General features: G+C 64.7%; 15 protein-coding genes and 1 tRNA gene. 3 read left to right on the forward strand and 13 right to left on the reverse strand.

Annotated elements, in window-relative coordinates; translation table 11 throughout:
• Window positions 1-25: 25 nt before the first annotated feature.
• On the forward strand, window positions 26-892 hold the full coding sequence (locus tag BMX43_RS02920) for a branched-chain amino acid aminotransferase (protein WP_091297144.1): 867 nt from the start codon (window positions 26-28) through the stop codon (window positions 890-892).
• A gap of 38 nt (window positions 893-930) precedes the next feature.
• On the opposite strand, the gene BMX43_RS02925 is transcribed toward BMX43_RS02920, so the two are convergent.
• On the reverse strand, window positions 931-1,359 hold the full coding sequence (locus BMX43_RS02925) for a glyoxalase superfamily protein (protein ID WP_091296471.1): 429 nt from the start codon (window positions 1,357-1,359) through the stop codon (window positions 931-933).
• A 191-nt stretch (window positions 1,360-1,550) separates the two neighbouring features.
• Window positions 1,551-1,979, reverse strand: a complete 429-nt coding sequence (locus tag BMX43_RS02930; protein WP_091296473.1) for an organic hydroperoxide resistance protein — start codon at window positions 1,977-1,979, stop codon at window positions 1,551-1,553.
• Window positions 1,980-2,096: 117 nt separating this feature from the next.
• Here BMX43_RS02930 and BMX43_RS02935 point away from each other — a divergent pair, with 117 nt between their 5' ends.
• A complete protein-coding gene (locus BMX43_RS02935; RefSeq protein WP_091296476.1) occupies window positions 2,097-2,540 on the forward strand; it encodes a MarR family winged helix-turn-helix transcriptional regulator in 444 nt (147 codons plus the stop codon).
• Here the strand turns inward: BMX43_RS02935 and BMX43_RS02940 are convergent.
• The 11 genes from BMX43_RS02940 to BMX43_RS02990 all read right to left on the reverse strand — a co-directional run bounded on the left by BMX43_RS02940 (window position 2,531) and on the right by BMX43_RS02990 (window position 15,586).
• A complete protein-coding gene (locus BMX43_RS02940) occupies window positions 2,531-2,728 on the reverse strand; it encodes a hypothetical protein (RefSeq protein WP_091296479.1) in 198 nt (65 codons plus the stop codon). The genes BMX43_RS02935 and BMX43_RS02940 overlap by 10 nt on opposite strands.
• A 46-nt stretch (window positions 2,729-2,774) precedes the next feature.
• On the reverse strand, window positions 2,775-3,254 hold the full coding sequence (locus tag BMX43_RS02945; RefSeq protein WP_091296482.1) for a DUF1294 domain-containing protein: 480 nt from the start codon (window positions 3,252-3,254) through the stop codon (window positions 2,775-2,777).
• 51 nt (window positions 3,255-3,305) lie between these two features.
• A complete protein-coding gene (queG, locus tag BMX43_RS02950; RefSeq protein ID WP_091296484.1) occupies window positions 3,306-4,343 on the reverse strand; it encodes a tRNA epoxyqueuosine(34) reductase QueG in 1,038 nt (345 codons plus the stop codon).
• A 51-nt stretch (window positions 4,344-4,394) separates the two neighbouring features.
• Entirely contained in the window at window positions 4,395-5,060 is a 666-nt protein-coding gene (gene fzlA, locus BMX43_RS02955; protein WP_091296486.1) for an FtsZ-binding protein FzlA, read from the reverse strand.
• Between the two features lie 70 nt (window positions 5,061-5,130).
• Window positions 5,131-5,889, reverse strand: coding sequence for a monofunctional biosynthetic peptidoglycan transglycosylase (mtgA, locus tag BMX43_RS02960; protein WP_091296489.1), 759 nt, complete (start codon window positions 5,887-5,889; stop codon window positions 5,131-5,133).
• 92 nt (window positions 5,890-5,981) lie between these two features.
• Complete coding sequence (gene gltB / locus BMX43_RS02965; protein WP_091296493.1) at window positions 5,982-10,520, reverse strand: glutamate synthase large subunit; 4,539 nt, start codon at window positions 10,518-10,520, stop codon at window positions 5,982-5,984.
• Window positions 10,507-11,238, reverse strand: a complete 732-nt coding sequence (locus BMX43_RS02970; protein ID WP_245749350.1) for a hypothetical protein — start codon at window positions 11,236-11,238, stop codon at window positions 10,507-10,509. The genes gltB and BMX43_RS02970 overlap by 14 nt, the downstream gene beginning before the upstream one ends.
• Window positions 11,235-12,047, reverse strand: coding sequence for an alpha/beta hydrolase-fold protein (locus BMX43_RS02975; RefSeq protein ID WP_091296497.1), 813 nt, complete (start codon window positions 12,045-12,047; stop codon window positions 11,235-11,237). The genes BMX43_RS02970 and BMX43_RS02975 overlap by 4 nt, the downstream gene beginning before the upstream one ends.
• A 142-nt stretch (window positions 12,048-12,189) precedes the next feature.
• Window positions 12,190-13,626, reverse strand: coding sequence for an NAD(P)-dependent oxidoreductase (locus BMX43_RS02980; protein ID WP_091296501.1), 1,437 nt, complete (start codon window positions 13,624-13,626; stop codon window positions 12,190-12,192).
• Between the two features lie 162 nt (window positions 13,627-13,788).
• Window positions 13,789-14,595: an undecaprenyl-diphosphate phosphatase gene (locus BMX43_RS02985; protein WP_091296505.1), complete on the reverse strand. Its 807-nt coding sequence runs from the start codon at window positions 14,593-14,595 to the stop codon at window positions 13,789-13,791.
• 4 nt (window positions 14,596-14,599) lie between these two features.
• Window positions 14,600-15,586 (reverse strand): complex I NDUFA9 subunit family protein, encoded by a 987-nt coding sequence (locus tag BMX43_RS02990; RefSeq protein ID WP_091296508.1) that lies wholly within the window; start codon window positions 15,584-15,586, stop codon window positions 14,600-14,602.
• Between the two features lie 148 nt (window positions 15,587-15,734).
• On the opposite strand from BMX43_RS02990, the gene BMX43_RS02995 reads away from it, so the two are divergent.
• Window positions 15,735-15,819, forward strand: a tRNA-Leu gene (locus BMX43_RS02995).
• Window positions 15,820-15,924 lie beyond the last annotated feature (105 nt).

Raw genomic sequence — 15,924 nt, forward strand, 5'->3', positions numbered from 1 at the left:
ATTCGCAAAAGCCCAGGAGGATTCGATGGCTGGCTATGATGACCGCGACGGCAAGATCTGGATGGATGGCAAACTGGTGGACTGGCGCGATGCCAAGGTCCATATCCTGACCCATGCGCTGCATTACGCCTCGTCGGTGTTCGAGGGCGAGCGCTGCTACAACGGCAAGATCTTCAAATCCACCGAACATTCCGCCCGCCTGCTGAAATCGGGCGAACTGCTGGACATGCCGATCCCCTATACCGTCGAACAGCTCAACGCCGCCAAGGATGAAGTGCTGGCCGCCAATGGCCTGACCGATGCCTATGTGCGTGCGCTGGCCTTCCGCGGCGCGGGCGATGAAATGGGCGTGGCCTCGCTGGGCAACCCGGTGCGCGTCGCCATCGCCTGCTGGACCTGGGGCGCCTATTACGGCGACGCCAAGTTCAAGGGCGCGAAACTCGACATCGCCAAGTGGAAGCGGCCCTCGCCCGAAACCATCCCCACCGCCGCCAAGGCCGCCGGACTCTACATGATCTGCACCATGTCGAAACACGCCGCCATGGCCAAGGGCTGCTCTGACGCGCTGTTCTTCGACTATCGCGGCTATGTGGCCGAAGCGACCGGCGCCAACATCTTCTTCGTCAAGGACGGCGAGGTGCATACGCCCAACCCGGATGCGATCCTGAACGGCATCACCCGGCAAACCGTGATCGGGATGCTGCGCGCCAAGGGCATCACCGTCCACGAACGCTATATCCTGCCGGAAGAACTGGCCGATTTCGAACAATGCTGGCTGACCGGCACCGCCGCCGAGGTCACCCCGGTGGGCCAGATCGGCGATTACACGTTCGAGGTCGGCGCCCTGACCCGCGACATCGCCACCGAATACGAGGCGCTGGTGCGCGCCTGATCGCCAAACAAAAGGCCCCCGGTTCGGGGGCCTTTTTCTTACAGATCCAGCACCAGATGCGGTACCCCGTCCGATGTGGCATCGAACGAGCGGCCCCCCGGCCCGACAACCTTGGTCACCCGGCTGCGAAAGTTGGAAAAGCTGTCGAAGGTCACCACATCGACAGCCTCTGCAAAATGCAACGTGACCTCATAGCGGCCCGCAGACAGTTCCACCACGCCAAGCACCTCGGCCACGAAGCGCTGCTTCAGATAGCGCCCGCCAACAATCTGCCCCAGCGCCACCGGCGCCTGTGGCCCGTTGCCAATCGCGGCACTCAGCGTGTTCCAGTCTTTCAATCCGTGGCTTTTTGCGATCAGCTCCAGCGCCTCGCCATGGCTGATGTCGCGCCCTTCGGCCTGCATCGCCGCGCGCAACGCCTTGGCCTGCGCTTTTGCCCCGTCCCGTGTCGGCAGAATACCCGTCATCTTGCGTTCCCTTCAGAACCGCCGGGCGTCTGTGCTGGTGCCTGCATTGCCAACGCGTCCCGGCTGCTCAAGGATCAGCGGATGGGTGTCACAGGGGGCTTCACCACGGCCAATGGCCTGCAGGCGGCGGGGGCCCCGGCCCCTGCCGCCCGATAGCCCCAAGCAGGGCCATCTGTCAATCGCCACGATCCTCAGTCGAGAATCGTCACCACATGCACATTGCCCTTGATCGCGTTGGAATAGGGGCAAATGAAATGCCCGCGCTCCACCATCCGCTCGGCCAGCGCACGCTCCACCCCCGGCAGATGCACCTTCAGCGTCACCGCGATGCCAAAGCCACCCTCGGCACGCGGGCCGATGCCCACCTGCGCCTGCACCGTGGCATCCGCCGGCACCTCGCCGATCTTCTCGTTGCTGGCCGCAAAGCGCAGCGCCCCCAGATAGCAGGCGGCATAGCCCACCGCGAACAACTGCTCGGGATTGTTGCCCTTGCCCTCGCCGCCCATCTCTTTCGGCACGCTCAGCGTGACGGCCAGCGCCCCGTCCAGCGTGGCCGAGGCGCCGTTGCGCCCGCCGCCCTTCGCTTCCGCCACCGTGCGATAGACCACTTCCTTGACCATGGAACCCTCCTTTAGTCGCTCAAGATTCTATCGTGCACGATACATTACCCCCTGCGACAGTCAATCCCTTGCGATTGCATCGCGCACGATCCATCATGCAGGGAACAGGAGCCCGCCATGACCGCACCCCTTCCCCTGCCCAATCTGCTGTGCTTCGCGCTCTATTCCGCCAATCACGCCATGCAGGCCGCCTACAAACCCCTGCTCGACGCGGCGGGGCTCACCTATCCGCAATTCCTCGTTCTCACCCTGCTGTGGGAAAAAGACGGCCAGACGATGAGCCGGGTCGGCGCCGCCTTGCAGTTGGAAAGCAATACGCTGACCCCCATGCTCAAACGCATGGAGCAAGCGGGCCTGCTGACCCGCCAGCGCGATCCGCAGGATGAACGGCAGATCCTGCTGCACCTCACCCCGCAATCCGAAACCCTGCGCCAGAAAGCCGCCACCTTCCCGCTCTGCATCGCTGAAAAAGCCCGGATCACCGCAGCCGAGGCGCAAAGCCTGCGCGAGACGATTCTCGCCCTGCGCAATGCCTTGCGCGCCGCCGAGGCTCAGGCCTGACGGTCTCCCGGCTGTTCCCGGTCAATCCGCAGATATTGCGCCATCCGGCGGTTGCCCTCCCCCGTGGCGCGCGGCCTGCGCCAGAACCCGGCCCAGAACTGGCTACCCTCGGCCCGCGCCAGCCGCAGGAACTCCTGCGCCCGCCGCCCGGTGGACGGCGCTCTCTTGTCGGCAAGATGTCGGCTCATACTGTCCTCCTCCTCCAGAAGGCGGTCAGCCTAAGCCCGAATCACCTCAATCCCCAACCTTGATCCAACGGGCTGAGCCTTTCTCCGCCGCCGCCTGCGGTTCGATCTGGCGCATCTTCACCGAATCCGCGCTGCTCTTGCTCTCGCCTTCACCGCCAAGCCCCAGCGACGCCATGGAAAACATCTCGCCCTCCAGCATCGGCTGCACCCGGGCCATCAGCAGCGGCGCCCCGAACACCAGCCCTGCCACCAACCCCTGCCAGAGCAAAACCCGGTTCAGCTTGCCGCGAAACGCCTTGTCCCCGGCCCGCGCCCGCAGCAGCAGTTGCATCAGCTTCGCCCCCGGCCAGCCGCCAAAATACGCCAGCCGCAGCAGCGCCCGATCCGGCACGCCCGGCTCGCCCGCCAATTCGCGGCGCCGGTCCAGCCAGATGCCGAACCCGGCCAGCAGGTTCACCAGAACCAGCAGCACCCCAGCCACAAACGGAAGATGCGCCGGCCCCCCCGGCAGAATCGCGTCAAACATGAAAACCTCCTGACTGACCTGCCCCGTCCTACCGCCCGCAAACGGCAAAAATCAGGCAAGCTTCAGGCAAGCCCAGCGCGCCGCATCCGCCACCGCCGCATCGGCGTCCTCCACCAGCGCCAAAGCCGCCGCCCGCAACTCTGCCAGCCCCGAATTGCCGATCGCATACAGCACATTGCGCACGAAGCGGTCGCGCCCGATGCGCTTGATCGGGCTGCCCGCAAACCGCGCCCGGAACCCGGCATCGTCCAGCCCCGCCAGCTCCGCCAGCAGCGGCGCCCCGACGCGCGGCTGATAGCCGATCTCCCGCGCCGCCTGCGCGAACTTGTTCCACGGGCACACCGCCAGACAATCGTCGCAGCCGTAAATCCGGTTGCCCATCAGGCCGCGCAACCCCTCGTCCACCGGCCCCTTGTGCTCGATGGTCAGATAGGAAATGCAGCGCCGCGCATCCAACTGATAGGGCGCCGGAAAGGCCCCGGTCGGGCAGGCATCCAGACAGGCGCGGCAGCTTCCGCAATGCGAAACCTCCGCCGCGTCCTTCGGCAGATCCGCCGTGGTGAAGATCGCGCCCAGAAAGAACCAGCTTCCCAGATCGCGCGCCAGCAGATTGGTATGCTTGCCCTGCCAGCCCAACCCCGCCGCCTGCGCCAAGGGCTTTTCCATCACCGGCGCGGTATCGACGAAGACCTTGATCTCCGCCCCCGCCACCTGCACGAACCAGCCGCCCAGCCGCTTCAGCCGCCGCTTCACCAGATCGTGGTAATCCTTGCCCTGCGCATAGACGCTCACCGCCGCCCGGTCGCGCTGCGCCAGCACCGCCAGCGGGTCCGCCTCGGGCGTATACACTTCCGCCAGCATGATGACCGACCGCGCCTCGGGCCACAGCGCCGCCGCACTGCCGCGCCAGCCCTCGCGCTCGGCCATCCAGCCCATCTGCCCGTGCCGCCCCGCCGCCAGAAACGCCCGCAGCCGCCCCGCCGCCTCCGGCACCGCCTCCGGCGCACAGATCCCCACCTTGGAGAACCCCTCCTCCAAGGCCCGCGCCACAAGCCGGTCTTTCAGCACAAGCGCATCCTCTGCCTTCATCTTGGCCAAAATATCCTGGGGGTCCGGGGGCAAAGCCCCCGGGGGTCGTGGTCAGAAATCCAGATCGGCATAATGCCCCGGCGGCGGGAAGCCCGGCACCTGATCCGCCAGCAGCGCCCGGAAGGACGGGCGCGATTTCAGCTTCACATACCAGTCCTTCACCACCGCATGGCGGTTCCAGTCCACATCCGAGATATAGTCCAGACAGCTCAGATGCGCGGCGGCGGCAAAATCCGCCAGCGTCATCGTATCCCCGGCCAGCCAGCGCCGCTGGTCCAGCAGCCATGCCATGTAATCCAGATGATACTTGATCCGGTTCGCCCCCGATTTGACATTCTTGCTGTCCGGGTAGCCCGCCGCCATCACCTTCTTGTTCACCCGCTCATACAGCAGCTTCGAGGTGACCTCGCTATGAAACTTGTCGTCGAACCAGTTGCACAGCCGCCGCACCTCATAGCGCGAATCCGGGTCGCGCGGCATCAGCGCCGGGGCGGGATAGGCTTCCTCCAGATATTCGCAGATCGCCTGGCTCTCGCTCATCACGCGGGTATCCATGCGCAGCACCGGCACCTTGCCCGCCGGGTTGCGCCGCAGGAAATCGGGCGACTGTTCCCAATAGCGTTCCTCGACCAGTTCCACCTCGATCCGTTTCTCTGCCAGCGTCAGGCGCACCTTGCGGCAGAAGGGGGACAGGGGGAAATGATACAGGCGGTTCATCGCAGGCACAGCTTTCCGAAAGGGATAACCCTCATTGCCGCAGCGCGCCCCCAAATTCAACCCGTAAGGGTCACTCCTCGAAACAGGCCGCCCGCCCATCCGCCGCAATCGTCTCGGCGCCCGACTGGATCTGCGCCGCCCGCCGCCGCGTCACCGGCCCCGGTTTCGCCGGATTGCGCTCTTTCGGGTCGGGCAGCACCGCCGCCAGCCGTGCCGCCTGCTGCGCCGAAAGCTGCGCCGCCGGGATGCCGTAATAATGCTGCGCCGCCGCCTCCACCCCGAACACGCCTTCGCCGAATTCGGCAACGTTCAGATAAACCTCAAGGATCCGCCGCTTGCTCCAGACCAGTTCCACCGCCGGGGTCAGCACGCCTTCCATCGCCTTGCGCGCCCAATTGCGCCCCTGCCACAGAAAGACATTCTTCACCACCTGCTGGCTGATGGTCGAGGCGCCGCGATTGCCGCCCTCGGCCAGCGCCGCGCGGATCGCCGCCATGTCAAACCCCCAGTGCAGGCAGAAATTCGCATCCTCCGCCGCCACCGCCGCCCGCGCCATCACCGGCGCGATCTCTTCCATCGGCACCCAGTCCTTCTGCAGGCCACCCAGCCGCCAGCGTTCCTGCATCATGTAGAAATCGCCCGGCACCGGCACGACGGTATAGATCAGCACCAGCGCGCCGAAGAACCCGGCCACCAGCCCGGTCCCACGCACCGCCCACCGCCACAACCGGCGCGGCCAGCCGATCGGCACCGCCGCCACCAGTTCCGGTTCCGGCGCGGCGGGGGGCGCCTTGGCGGCGGGTTTCTTGCGGGGGGCGGGTTTGGACATGCGGCCCAGAAACCACGAAGCCCGCGCTGCGGTCAAGCAGGCGCGGGCCCCGGTTTGTCGCCGGGCGGGGTTTCCCCCGCCCGCGCCTGTTCTCACTCGGCCAGAACCGCCGCGCGTTCATCGCTCAGCGGATGGGCCAGATGCACCAGCATCTCTTTCGGGCAGACCTGCAGGAAATTCGCCCGCTCGGCCTCCCAGTTCGCCAGAATCCGCGTCGCCTTCACGCTGCCGGTCTCGGCGGCGTGCCGCTCCACCAGCCCGCGCAGTTGCGCTTCCCAATGCGGGTGGCTGACGGCGCAGGTCACCAGGCTTTCCAGGTTCATGAACTCTTCCGCCGACCCGTCCGGGTCATACAGATAAGCCATGCCCCCGGTCATCCCGGCGCCGAAGTTGGCACCGATCTTGCCCAGAATCACCGCCACCCCGCCGGTCATGTATTCACAGCCGTTGGAGCCGCAGCCCTCCACCACCACTTTCGCACCCGAGTTGCGCACCGCAAAGCGCTCGCCCGCCCGGCCTGCCGCGAACAGATGCCCGTCGGTCGCACCATACAGCACCGTGTTGCCGACGATGGTGTTCTCGCTGGCCACCAGCGGCGACGACATCGACGGCCGCACCACGATCAACCCGCCCGACAGACCCTTGCCGACATAGTCGTTGGCATCGCCCTGCACTTCGATCTTCAACCCGTTGACGGCAAAAGCCCCCAGCGATTGCCCGGCATTCCCGGTCAGCTTCACCGTCAGATGGTCGGGTTGCAGGTTGTTGCGCATCCCGAACTTCTTCACGATATGGCTGGACGACCGCGTGCCGATGGTGCGCAGCGTGTTGCGCACCGCATAGCTCAGCTGCATCTTCTCGCCATCCTCGAAGAACCGCGCGCCGTCCTTGACGATTTCCGCATCCAGCGTATCGGGCACATGGTTGCGCGGCTTGCTGCGATCATAGGTGATCTTCTGCGCGCCATCGACGGTGATCAGCAGCGGGTTCAGGTCAAGGTCATCCAGATGCGCCGACCCACGGCTGACCTGGCTCAGCAGATCCGCCCGCCCGATGATTTCATCCATCGACCGCGCACCGATGCTGGCCAGAATCTCGCGCACTTCCTGGGCATAGAAGGTGATCAGGTTCACCACCTTGTCCGCCGTGCCGGTGAACTTGGCCCGCAGTTCCGGGTTCTGCGTGCACACGCCCACCGGGCAGGTGTTGCTCTGGCACTGGCGCACCATGATGCAGCCCATGGCGATCAGCGCGGCGGTGCCGATGCCGTATTCCTCGGCCCCCAGCATCGCCGCCATCACCACGTCACGCCCGGTGCGCAAACCGCCATCGGTGCGCAGCGTCACCCGCTCGCGCAGGTTGTTCATCGACAACACCTGATGCGCCTCGGTCAGACCCATCTCCCACGGCAGACCGGCATATTTGATGCTGGTCCCCGGCGAGGCGCCGGTGCCCCCATTATGGCCGGAAATCAGGATGATGTCGGCCTTGGCCTTCGCCACCCCCGCCGCAATCGTGCCCACGCCGGAGGCCGACACCAGCTTCACCGTCACCTTGGCGCGCGGGTTGATCTGCTTCAGGTCATAGATCAGCTGCGCCAGATCTTCGATGGAATAGATGTCGTGATGCGGCGGCGGCGAAATCAGCGTCACCCCCTTGGTCGAATGCCGCAGCCGCGCGATCAGCTCCGTCACCTTCATGCCCGGAAGCTGGCCACCCTCGCCGGGCTTGGCGCCCTGCGCGACCTTGATTTCAAGCTCCTCGCAGTGGTTCAGGTATTCGGCGGTCACGCCGAACCGGCCCGAGGCCACCTGCTTGATCTTGGCCGACGGGTTGTCGCCATTGGCTTCCGGCAGGAAATGCGCCGGATCTTCGCCGCCCTCGCCGCTGTCCGATTTCGCGCCGATGCGATTCATCGCCACGTTCAGCGTCTTGTGCGCCTCCGGGCCAAGCGCCCCAAGGCTCATGCCCGGCGTGACGAACCGCTTGCGGATCGAGGTGATGGATTCCACCTCCTCCAGCGGCACCGGCTTGCCCAGCGCCTTGATGTCCAGCAAGTCGCGGATATGGATCGGCGGGTTGGCCCGCATCGCCGCACTGTATTGCTTCCACACGTCATAAGACGCCCGGTCACAGGCCGATTGCAGCATGTGCATGGTCTGCGCTTCCCAGGCGTGCTTCTCGCCCGAGCGCCGCGCCTTGTAGAAGCCGCCAATCGGCAACACATCGCTGCCGCCCAGCCAGCCCTTGGCGTGAACCTCTTCGGCCTTCATCTGGATGCCATGCAGACCGATGCCCGAAATGCGGCTGTGCATCCCCGGGAAATATTCGGCCACCATGGCACGGCTCAGCCCCACCGCCTCGAAGTTCAAGCCGCCGCGATAGGACGAGATCACCGAAATCCCCATCTTCGCCATGATCTTCAACAGACCGGCGTCGATGGCATCGCGGTAGCGCCGCATCGCATCGGTGATATTGCCGTCCAGCAGCCCGCGCGCGATCCGGTCGGCAATGCTGTCCTGCGCCAGATAGGGGTTCACCGTGGTCGCGCCGCAGCCGATCAGCACCGCGAAATAATGGGGGTCGATGCACTCCGCCGACCGCACGTTCAACGAGGTGAAGGTCCGCAGCCCCTTGCGCGTCAGCCAGCTATGCACCGCCGAGGTCGCAAGGATCATCGGCATCGCCACCTTGCCCGCGCCCTGATGCTCGTCGCTCAGCACCAGATGCAGCGCGCCAGACCGCACGGCGTCTTCCGCCTCGGCCCGGATGCGCTCCAGCCCCAGCCGCAGCGCCTCTTGATCCGCGCCCGCCGCAAACGTGCAGTCGATCACCGCCACATGCGCGCCGAACTGCTTCAGCATCACCGCATATTCGGCATTGGCGATGAACGGGCTTTCCAGCACCAGAATCTCGGTCTGGCTGGAGTTTTCGTCCAGCACGTTCTTCAGGTTGCCGAACCGCGTCTTCAGGCTCATCACCCGGCTTTCCCGCAGCGAGTCGATCGGCGGGTTGGTCACCTGGCTGAAGTTCTGGCGGAAGAAATGGCTCAGCGGGCGGTATTGCTTCGACAGCACCGCCGCCGGCGTGTCATCGCCCATCGAGGCGATCATTTCCTTGCCGTCTTCGGCCATCGGCGCCAGAACCTGTTCCAGTTCCTCCACCGAATAGCCCGCCGCGATCTGCCGCTTGCGCAGTTCGCCGCCCTGATAGGTCACGTTTTCCGGCACGTCGCGCAGCATCGAGTTCAGGTCCACGACCTTCTCGATCCAGTCGCCATAGGGCTGGCTGCCCGCCAGACGGTTCTTGATGTCCATGTCGTGGTACAGCTTGCCCTCGCGGGTATCGACCGCGATCATCTGCCCCGGCCCAAGCGCGCCCTTTTCGCGGATCGTGGTTTCGTCCACCGGCACCATGCCCGCTTCCGACCCGGCGATCAGCAGCCCGTCGCCCGTCACCACATAGCGCATCGGCCGCAGCCCGTTGCGGTCCAGCCCGCCGCAGACCCAGCGCCCGTCGGTCATCGCCAGCGCCGCCGGGCCGTCCCACGGCTCCATCACGGCGTTGCAATAGGCATACATATCCGCCCAGGCCTTCGGCATGTCGGTGGTGGTCTTGCTCCAGGCCTCGGGCACCAGCATCGTCTTGGCCATCGGCGCCGACCGGCCAGACCGCACCAGAACCTCGAACACCGCATCCAGCGCGCCACTGTCCGACGTGCCTGCCGGGATGATCGGCTTGATATCCTCGGCCGCCTCGCCAAACGCGGATGAGGCCATGCGGATCTCGTGCGATTTCATCCAGTTGACGTTGCCCTTCAGCGTGTTGATCTCGCCGTTATGGGCCAACATGCGGAACGGCTGGGCCAGCCACCATTGCGGGAAGGTGTTGGTGGAATAGCGCTGGTGATAGATCGCAAAGGTCGATTCGAACCGCTCGTCCTGCAGATCGGGATAGAACACCGATACCTGCTCGGCCAGCATCATCCCCTTGTAGATGATCGACCGGCAGGACAGGCTGCACAGATACAGCCCCTGGATATGCGCGGCCAGCACCGCCTTCTCGATCCGGCGGCGGATGATATACAGCTCGCGCTCGAACTGCTCCTGATCAATGTCCTTCTCGCAGCGGATCAGGATCTGCTCGATCTCGGGCCGCGTCGCATTGGCCTTGTCGCCCAGCACCGAGGTATCCACCGGCACATGGCGCCAGCCATAGATATAGTGCCCCATCCGCAGCACTTCGGCCTCGACGATGGTCCGGCAACGTTCCTGCGCGCCGAAATCCGTGCGCGGCAGGAACACCTGCCCCACCGCCACCAGCTTGTTCAGATCGGGCTCATGCCCGGTGCGGCGGATCACGTCGTAAAAGAACTTGACCGGGATCTGCACATGGATGCCCGCGCCGTCGCCCGTCTTGCCATCGGCATCCACCGCGCCCCGGTGCCAGATCGCCCGCAGCGCATCGATCCCCGATTGCACCACCTTGCGGCTCGGCTTGCCCGAGATCGCGACAACCAGACCCACCCCGCAAGAGGAATGCTCGTCATCCTCTTTCCACAGCCCATGGGCGTGCATGTAGGCGCGCTTGGTCTCTTCTGCCTTCACCCAGGCTTCATCATAGATCGTCATGGCTTTGGGCCTCCGTGGCTAGGTCAGGTTGCGGCGCGGGCTGGGGCCGGTAAGACGACATCAGCGCCCCGCATTCGAAAATCGGCTGGGTCGCGGCGAAACCGGGCTGCCCCGGTTTCAGAATTTTCATCGGGCTGCCATCCATCGGCAACCATTTTTCGCCGTCCCACCATTCCGACGGCCCGGCAAAGAACAGCCGCAACTCGGGGTGAACGAACTCCCGCCCGCGCGAGCGGCGCAGCACCTGCCCCTCGGCGTCGGTCTCGGTGAAATCGAAACGCGTCTCGCGCAGGGTCGTGCCGTCGATCACCACCGTCCGCCCGGTCAGCGCGTCATGGCCGGTCACATGGCTGTGCGCGCCGTCATCCTTCGACAGGTTGAAATCGAAATCGTCGCGCCCGGCCAGCAGATCGTCAAAACTGGCCGGATCGGTGGGGTTCGGGTCCAGCGTCTGGCGCAGATTGGGGTTGAACTCATAGCTTTCCACCCATTGCGTCTGGCGGTCGATCCGGCTCAGGAAGAACATCCCCTCCTGATCGAAATCCGCGCGCCACTGGTCGCCCGGCGCATCCGCCGTGCAGCGATAGTGATTCGACACCCGGCAGCCGCGCGCCTGCACCGTCAAGAACGTCTCGCACCCCTTGGGCGGGGTGAAACTGCCCGCCTCTGCCGCAGGCGCTGCCAGAAGCAGCGCCAGAAGGATCATCCCCGCCTTCATGCCGCTTCCTCCTCAATTGCCGGGCCGATCTGCACCGCCCGCATCTGTGCCTTCAACATCTGCCGCAGCTTGCGCACCCGTCCGCCCAGCGCCAGTTGCACCACGTCATCCAGAATACCCGCATCATACAGCCGCTTGACCGAATCGTGCTGCACCTTGGGCAGCAAGAAAACCTGCACATTTTCCGCCGGGCGCAGCAGCCGCAATTGCGGTGCCTCGCGCCGGTTGCGGCCAAAGATAATGCAATGCTGCGTCTGCGCCGCCATGTGATCGCCCGCCTGATGCACCCGAATCGTCTCGATCCTTGCGCGGAACTGCGCCCAGCGCCGCTCGTCCGGCACGATGTCAGGATCGACCGACAGTTGCGGCGACAACGCCAGCACCCGGTCGAATCGCGTGAAGCCGCTCAGCACCAGCGCCGAAAACCCGCCCAGCGAATGGCCCATCGCCACCACCTCGCGCACGCCCAGCCGCGCCACTTCGGCCTCGATGATCTCCACCATCTCCTCGATCAGCCCCGGCGCGTTCAGCCAGCTGCGCGCCGGATCGGCCAGATACAGCGCATGGTCGCGGCCTGCCGCGCTGGCGGTCTTGGCGAATTCCAGCCGGGGTGGCTGCTTGCCATTGCGCCCCACGCCCGAGAAGCACACGACCAGCCGGTCGCTTTTGCCCGCGTGCCGCCACAGCCGCAGCCGCGCATCGGCGCGCAGCATGTCGATCTTCACATCGGGCCGGGCACGGCGCGGCGGATGCACCGGCACAGGGGCTTCCGCCCCTTCCCGCATCTCCGCTTGCAGCACCTCGTCCATGGTTTTCCGTCTCTCCTGATCGGTCAGTCTTGCTGCCGGATCATCCGCCAGCCGGGAAAGGAAGGGGGCAAATCTGTCGCACGCAGGTCCGACCGGGGGTGTACGGGGGGTGTACGCATGTCACCCCCCCCTTTTTCCGGTCTTATTCCGCTGCGACCGAGGCCGGGGCCGCCAGATAGGCCGCAATCGAATCCGCCGCCTCGCGCCCGTCGCGGATGGCCCAGACCACCAATGACGCACCGCGCACGATGTCGCCCGCCGCGTAAACCCCGGGAAGCGAGGTTTGATGCGTGCGGAAATCGGCCTTGATCGTGCCCCAGCGGGTGACCGCCAGTTCCGGCACGCCCCACAGCGTCGGCAGGTCTTCCGGCTCGAAGCCCAGCGCGGTGATCACAAGGTCCGCAGGCTCGATATAGTCAGCGCCTTCAATGACTTCCGGGCTCTGGCGCCCTGTCGCATCCGGGGCACCAAGGCGCATTTTCTGCACCATCACCCCTTCCACCGACGCCCCGCCGGTGAAGCCTTTGGGTGCCGACAGCCAGACAAATTCCACGCCTTCCTCCTCGGCATTCTGCGTCTCGCGCTGCGAGCCGGGCATATTGGCCCGGTCGCGGCGATACAGGCACTTCACGCTCACCGCGCCCTGCCGGATCGCCGTGCGCACGCAGTCCATCGCGGTGTCGCCGCCGCCGATCACCACCACCCGCTTGCCCGCCGCGTTCAGCTCGCCATTGTCATAGGCTTCAACCTCGTCGCCAAAGCTTTTCCGGTTGGAAACCGTAAGGTAATCAAGCGCTTGCACAATTCCCTTGGCCCCCGAACCCGGCCCGCCAACGCCCCGCATCTTGTAGACGCCGGTGGCAATCAGCACCGCGTCATGCTGGCCGCGGATCGCATCAAAGCTCAGATCCTCGCCCACCTTGCAGTTCATCACGAAGTTCACGCCCGAAGCTTCGAGTTGCTCAACCCGTTGCATCACAATGGGTTTTTCCAGCTTGAAGCCGGGGATACCATAGGTCAGCAACCCACCCGCGCGGTCATAGCGATCATAGACCGTCACCTGATAGCCCTTGCGGCGCAGCATGTCCGCCGCCGCCAGCCCGCCCGGCCCGGCGCCGATCACCGCGACGCTCTCGCCCCGCTCCACCATCGGCTTCACCGGCTGGACCCAGCCATTTTCCCAAGCCGTATCCGTGATATACTTCTCGACCGAACCGATAGTCACCGTGCCATGGCCCGACTGTTCGATCACGCAATTGCCTTCGCACAGGCGGTCCTGCGGGCAGATGCGGCCACAGATTTCCGGGAAGGTATTGGTCGCCTGGCTGATTTCATAGGCTTCCTGCAGCCGTCCCTCGGCGGTCATGCGCAGCCAGTCGGGGATATTGTTGTGCAGCGGGCAATGCGACTGGCAATAGGGCACGCCACACTGGCTGCACCGGCTCGCCTGCTCCGCCGCCTTCTGCGCCGCGTATTCGCGGTAAATCTCGTGAAAATCCTGCGACCGCAGATCCGCCGGGCGCTTCTCGGGCATCTCCCGCTTCACGCTGACAAACTGAAGCATCCGTTCCTTGGCCATAGCGGCGCCTCCCTGCGGCAAATCGGTGGGTGCGCCTTGATACTTTGCCTCGAAATGAAATAAAAGTCAGTAAGACTGACCTTGTTTCAAGTTTTTTTAGCCCGACCGGGCTTTCTGACACGTTTTCTTGCGAAATTAGGTATCACATTTTGACCTATTTGGTCAAAAACCCAAGGAAAGCAGGGCGAAAGCAACTGTCCCGACGATGATTCGCCACCACCCGAACACCGCATAGCCATGCCGAGAGACATAGCCGAGCAGACCTTTCACCACGAGCACCGCCGAAATGAAGGCCAGCGCGAAGCCGATCCCGATTTCGGTGAAGGCCCCGGCATCCAGCACGTCGCGATTCTTCCAAAGGTCATAAGCGAAGGCCCCCGCCATAGTCGGCATCGACAGAAAGAACGAAAACTCTGCCGCACCGCGCTTACCAACCCCTAAAAGCACCGCCCCGACAATGGTCGAGCCGGAGCGCGAAACACCAGGAATCATCGCAAGGCACTGGATGAAACCGATCTTCAGCGCCACACCAAGCGGCACATCGGTCGCATCTTCATAGCGCGGCTCAATTTTCAGGCGATCGACGAACACAAGCACGATCCCGCCGAGAATCAGCATCACCGCAATCAGCTTCGGCGTTTCGAACAGCACGGTCTTGATGAAATCATGCGCCAGCACGCCGATGACCACCGCCGGAACAAAGGCAAGCGCCACGGCCACGATGAAGCGCAACGCCTTGGGGTCCCGGTGCGCGGTGGAAAACAGCGCCCACAATCGCGCCGCATAGACCGACAGCACCGCCAGCACGGCGCCAAGCTGGATCACCACCTCGAAGGTCTTGCCGGCGCTTTCAAAGCCCAGAAAATGCCCTGCCAGCAGGATATGCCCGGTGGAGGATACCGGGATGAACTCGGTCAGCCCCTCCAGAACACCCAGAACGGCGGCGGACAGAAGAGACTGATCGGCCATTCAATCAGACTTTGCGCAGATTTTTCGCCGAAGCCTTGATCGCAGCATATTGCCCCGCCGGACGGAAGGGCCACAGATATTCCGGCAGCACCGCCCAGACCGAGGCCGGGGTGATGCCCAGATCGGCAAAACCACGCGCGCCGGGGGTCACCACATTGTCACGGCTCAGGTTTTTCACCTGATCGCCGGTCAGCACCTTGTTTTCAATCAGGCCCAGCGTCACCGCCTGCACCGTATCGAAGCCAAAGGCCATGATCCGCGCCACGAAACGCGGCAGCGGCAGGATCAGGCGGCGGCGGTCAATGACCTTCAACATTCCCTGCATCAACTCGCGGAACGTCGCCACATCCGGCCCGCCCAGCTCATACACACCCGGCGCCGCCTGCCCCAGCACGCCCTTCACCGCAGCCTGCGCCACGTCCTCCACCGAAACCGGCTGGAATTTGGTGTTGGCGCCGGTGATCGGCAGGATCGGGCTCAGCCGCGCCATGCCGGCGAAGCGGTTGAAGAACTGGTCCTCGTTGCCGAAGATCACCGAAGGGCGCAGGATCACCGCCGACGGGAAGGCCGCCAGGACCGCCGCCTCGCCTTCAGCCTTGCTGCGCGCATAGTCGCTGTCAGAATTCTTGTCGGCGCCGATGGCCGAGATCTGCACCAGATGCGCCACGCCTTCTGCCGCCGCAAGCCGGGCGATGCGGCCCGCGCCTTCGGCCTGCACGGCGTCGAACTTGTTCTTGCCGACCGCGTTCAGGATGCCGACGCAGTTCACCACCGCATCCGCATCTTTCAGCGCGGCGCGCACGCTGGCGTCATCGCGCACGTTGCACAGGATGGGTTCCACCTGACCGACAACGCCATAAGGGCGCACGAAGATCGCCTCGTTCGGGCGGCGCACAGCGACGCGCACGCGCCATCCCTCTTTCGCCATGCGGCGGGCAATATACCGCCCCACAAAGCCCGAACCGCCATAGATGGTGACCAGCTTGCTCATCTGCGAGCCCTTCCCGGAAATGGTGCTAAGTTGCACAACTCCATAACTTTAAGGGCTTTCGCAAACAAGCTGCAAATCCCTTTCACTTTTTTCGTTTCGGGCTGTTGACACTCCTGACGCACCGCCATAGAAGCTGCCCCACGAAGACGCCCAGATGGCGGAATTGGTAGACGCGCTGGTTTCAGGTACCAGTGTTGCAAGACGTGGAGGTTCGAGTCCTCTTCTGGGCACCATTTCCTCAAGGCCCGGCCCCGCAAGGTGCCGGGCCTTTGGTTTTTCCAGCCCCCACCCGCAGTTGACCCCCGCCCTGCGCAGGTCTATGCCCGACGCAACGTTGT

The sequence above is a fragment of the Gemmobacter aquatilis genome (genome assembly GCF_900110025.1).
Lineage (GTDB): Bacteria > Pseudomonadota > Alphaproteobacteria > Rhodobacterales > Rhodobacteraceae > Gemmobacter > Gemmobacter aquatilis.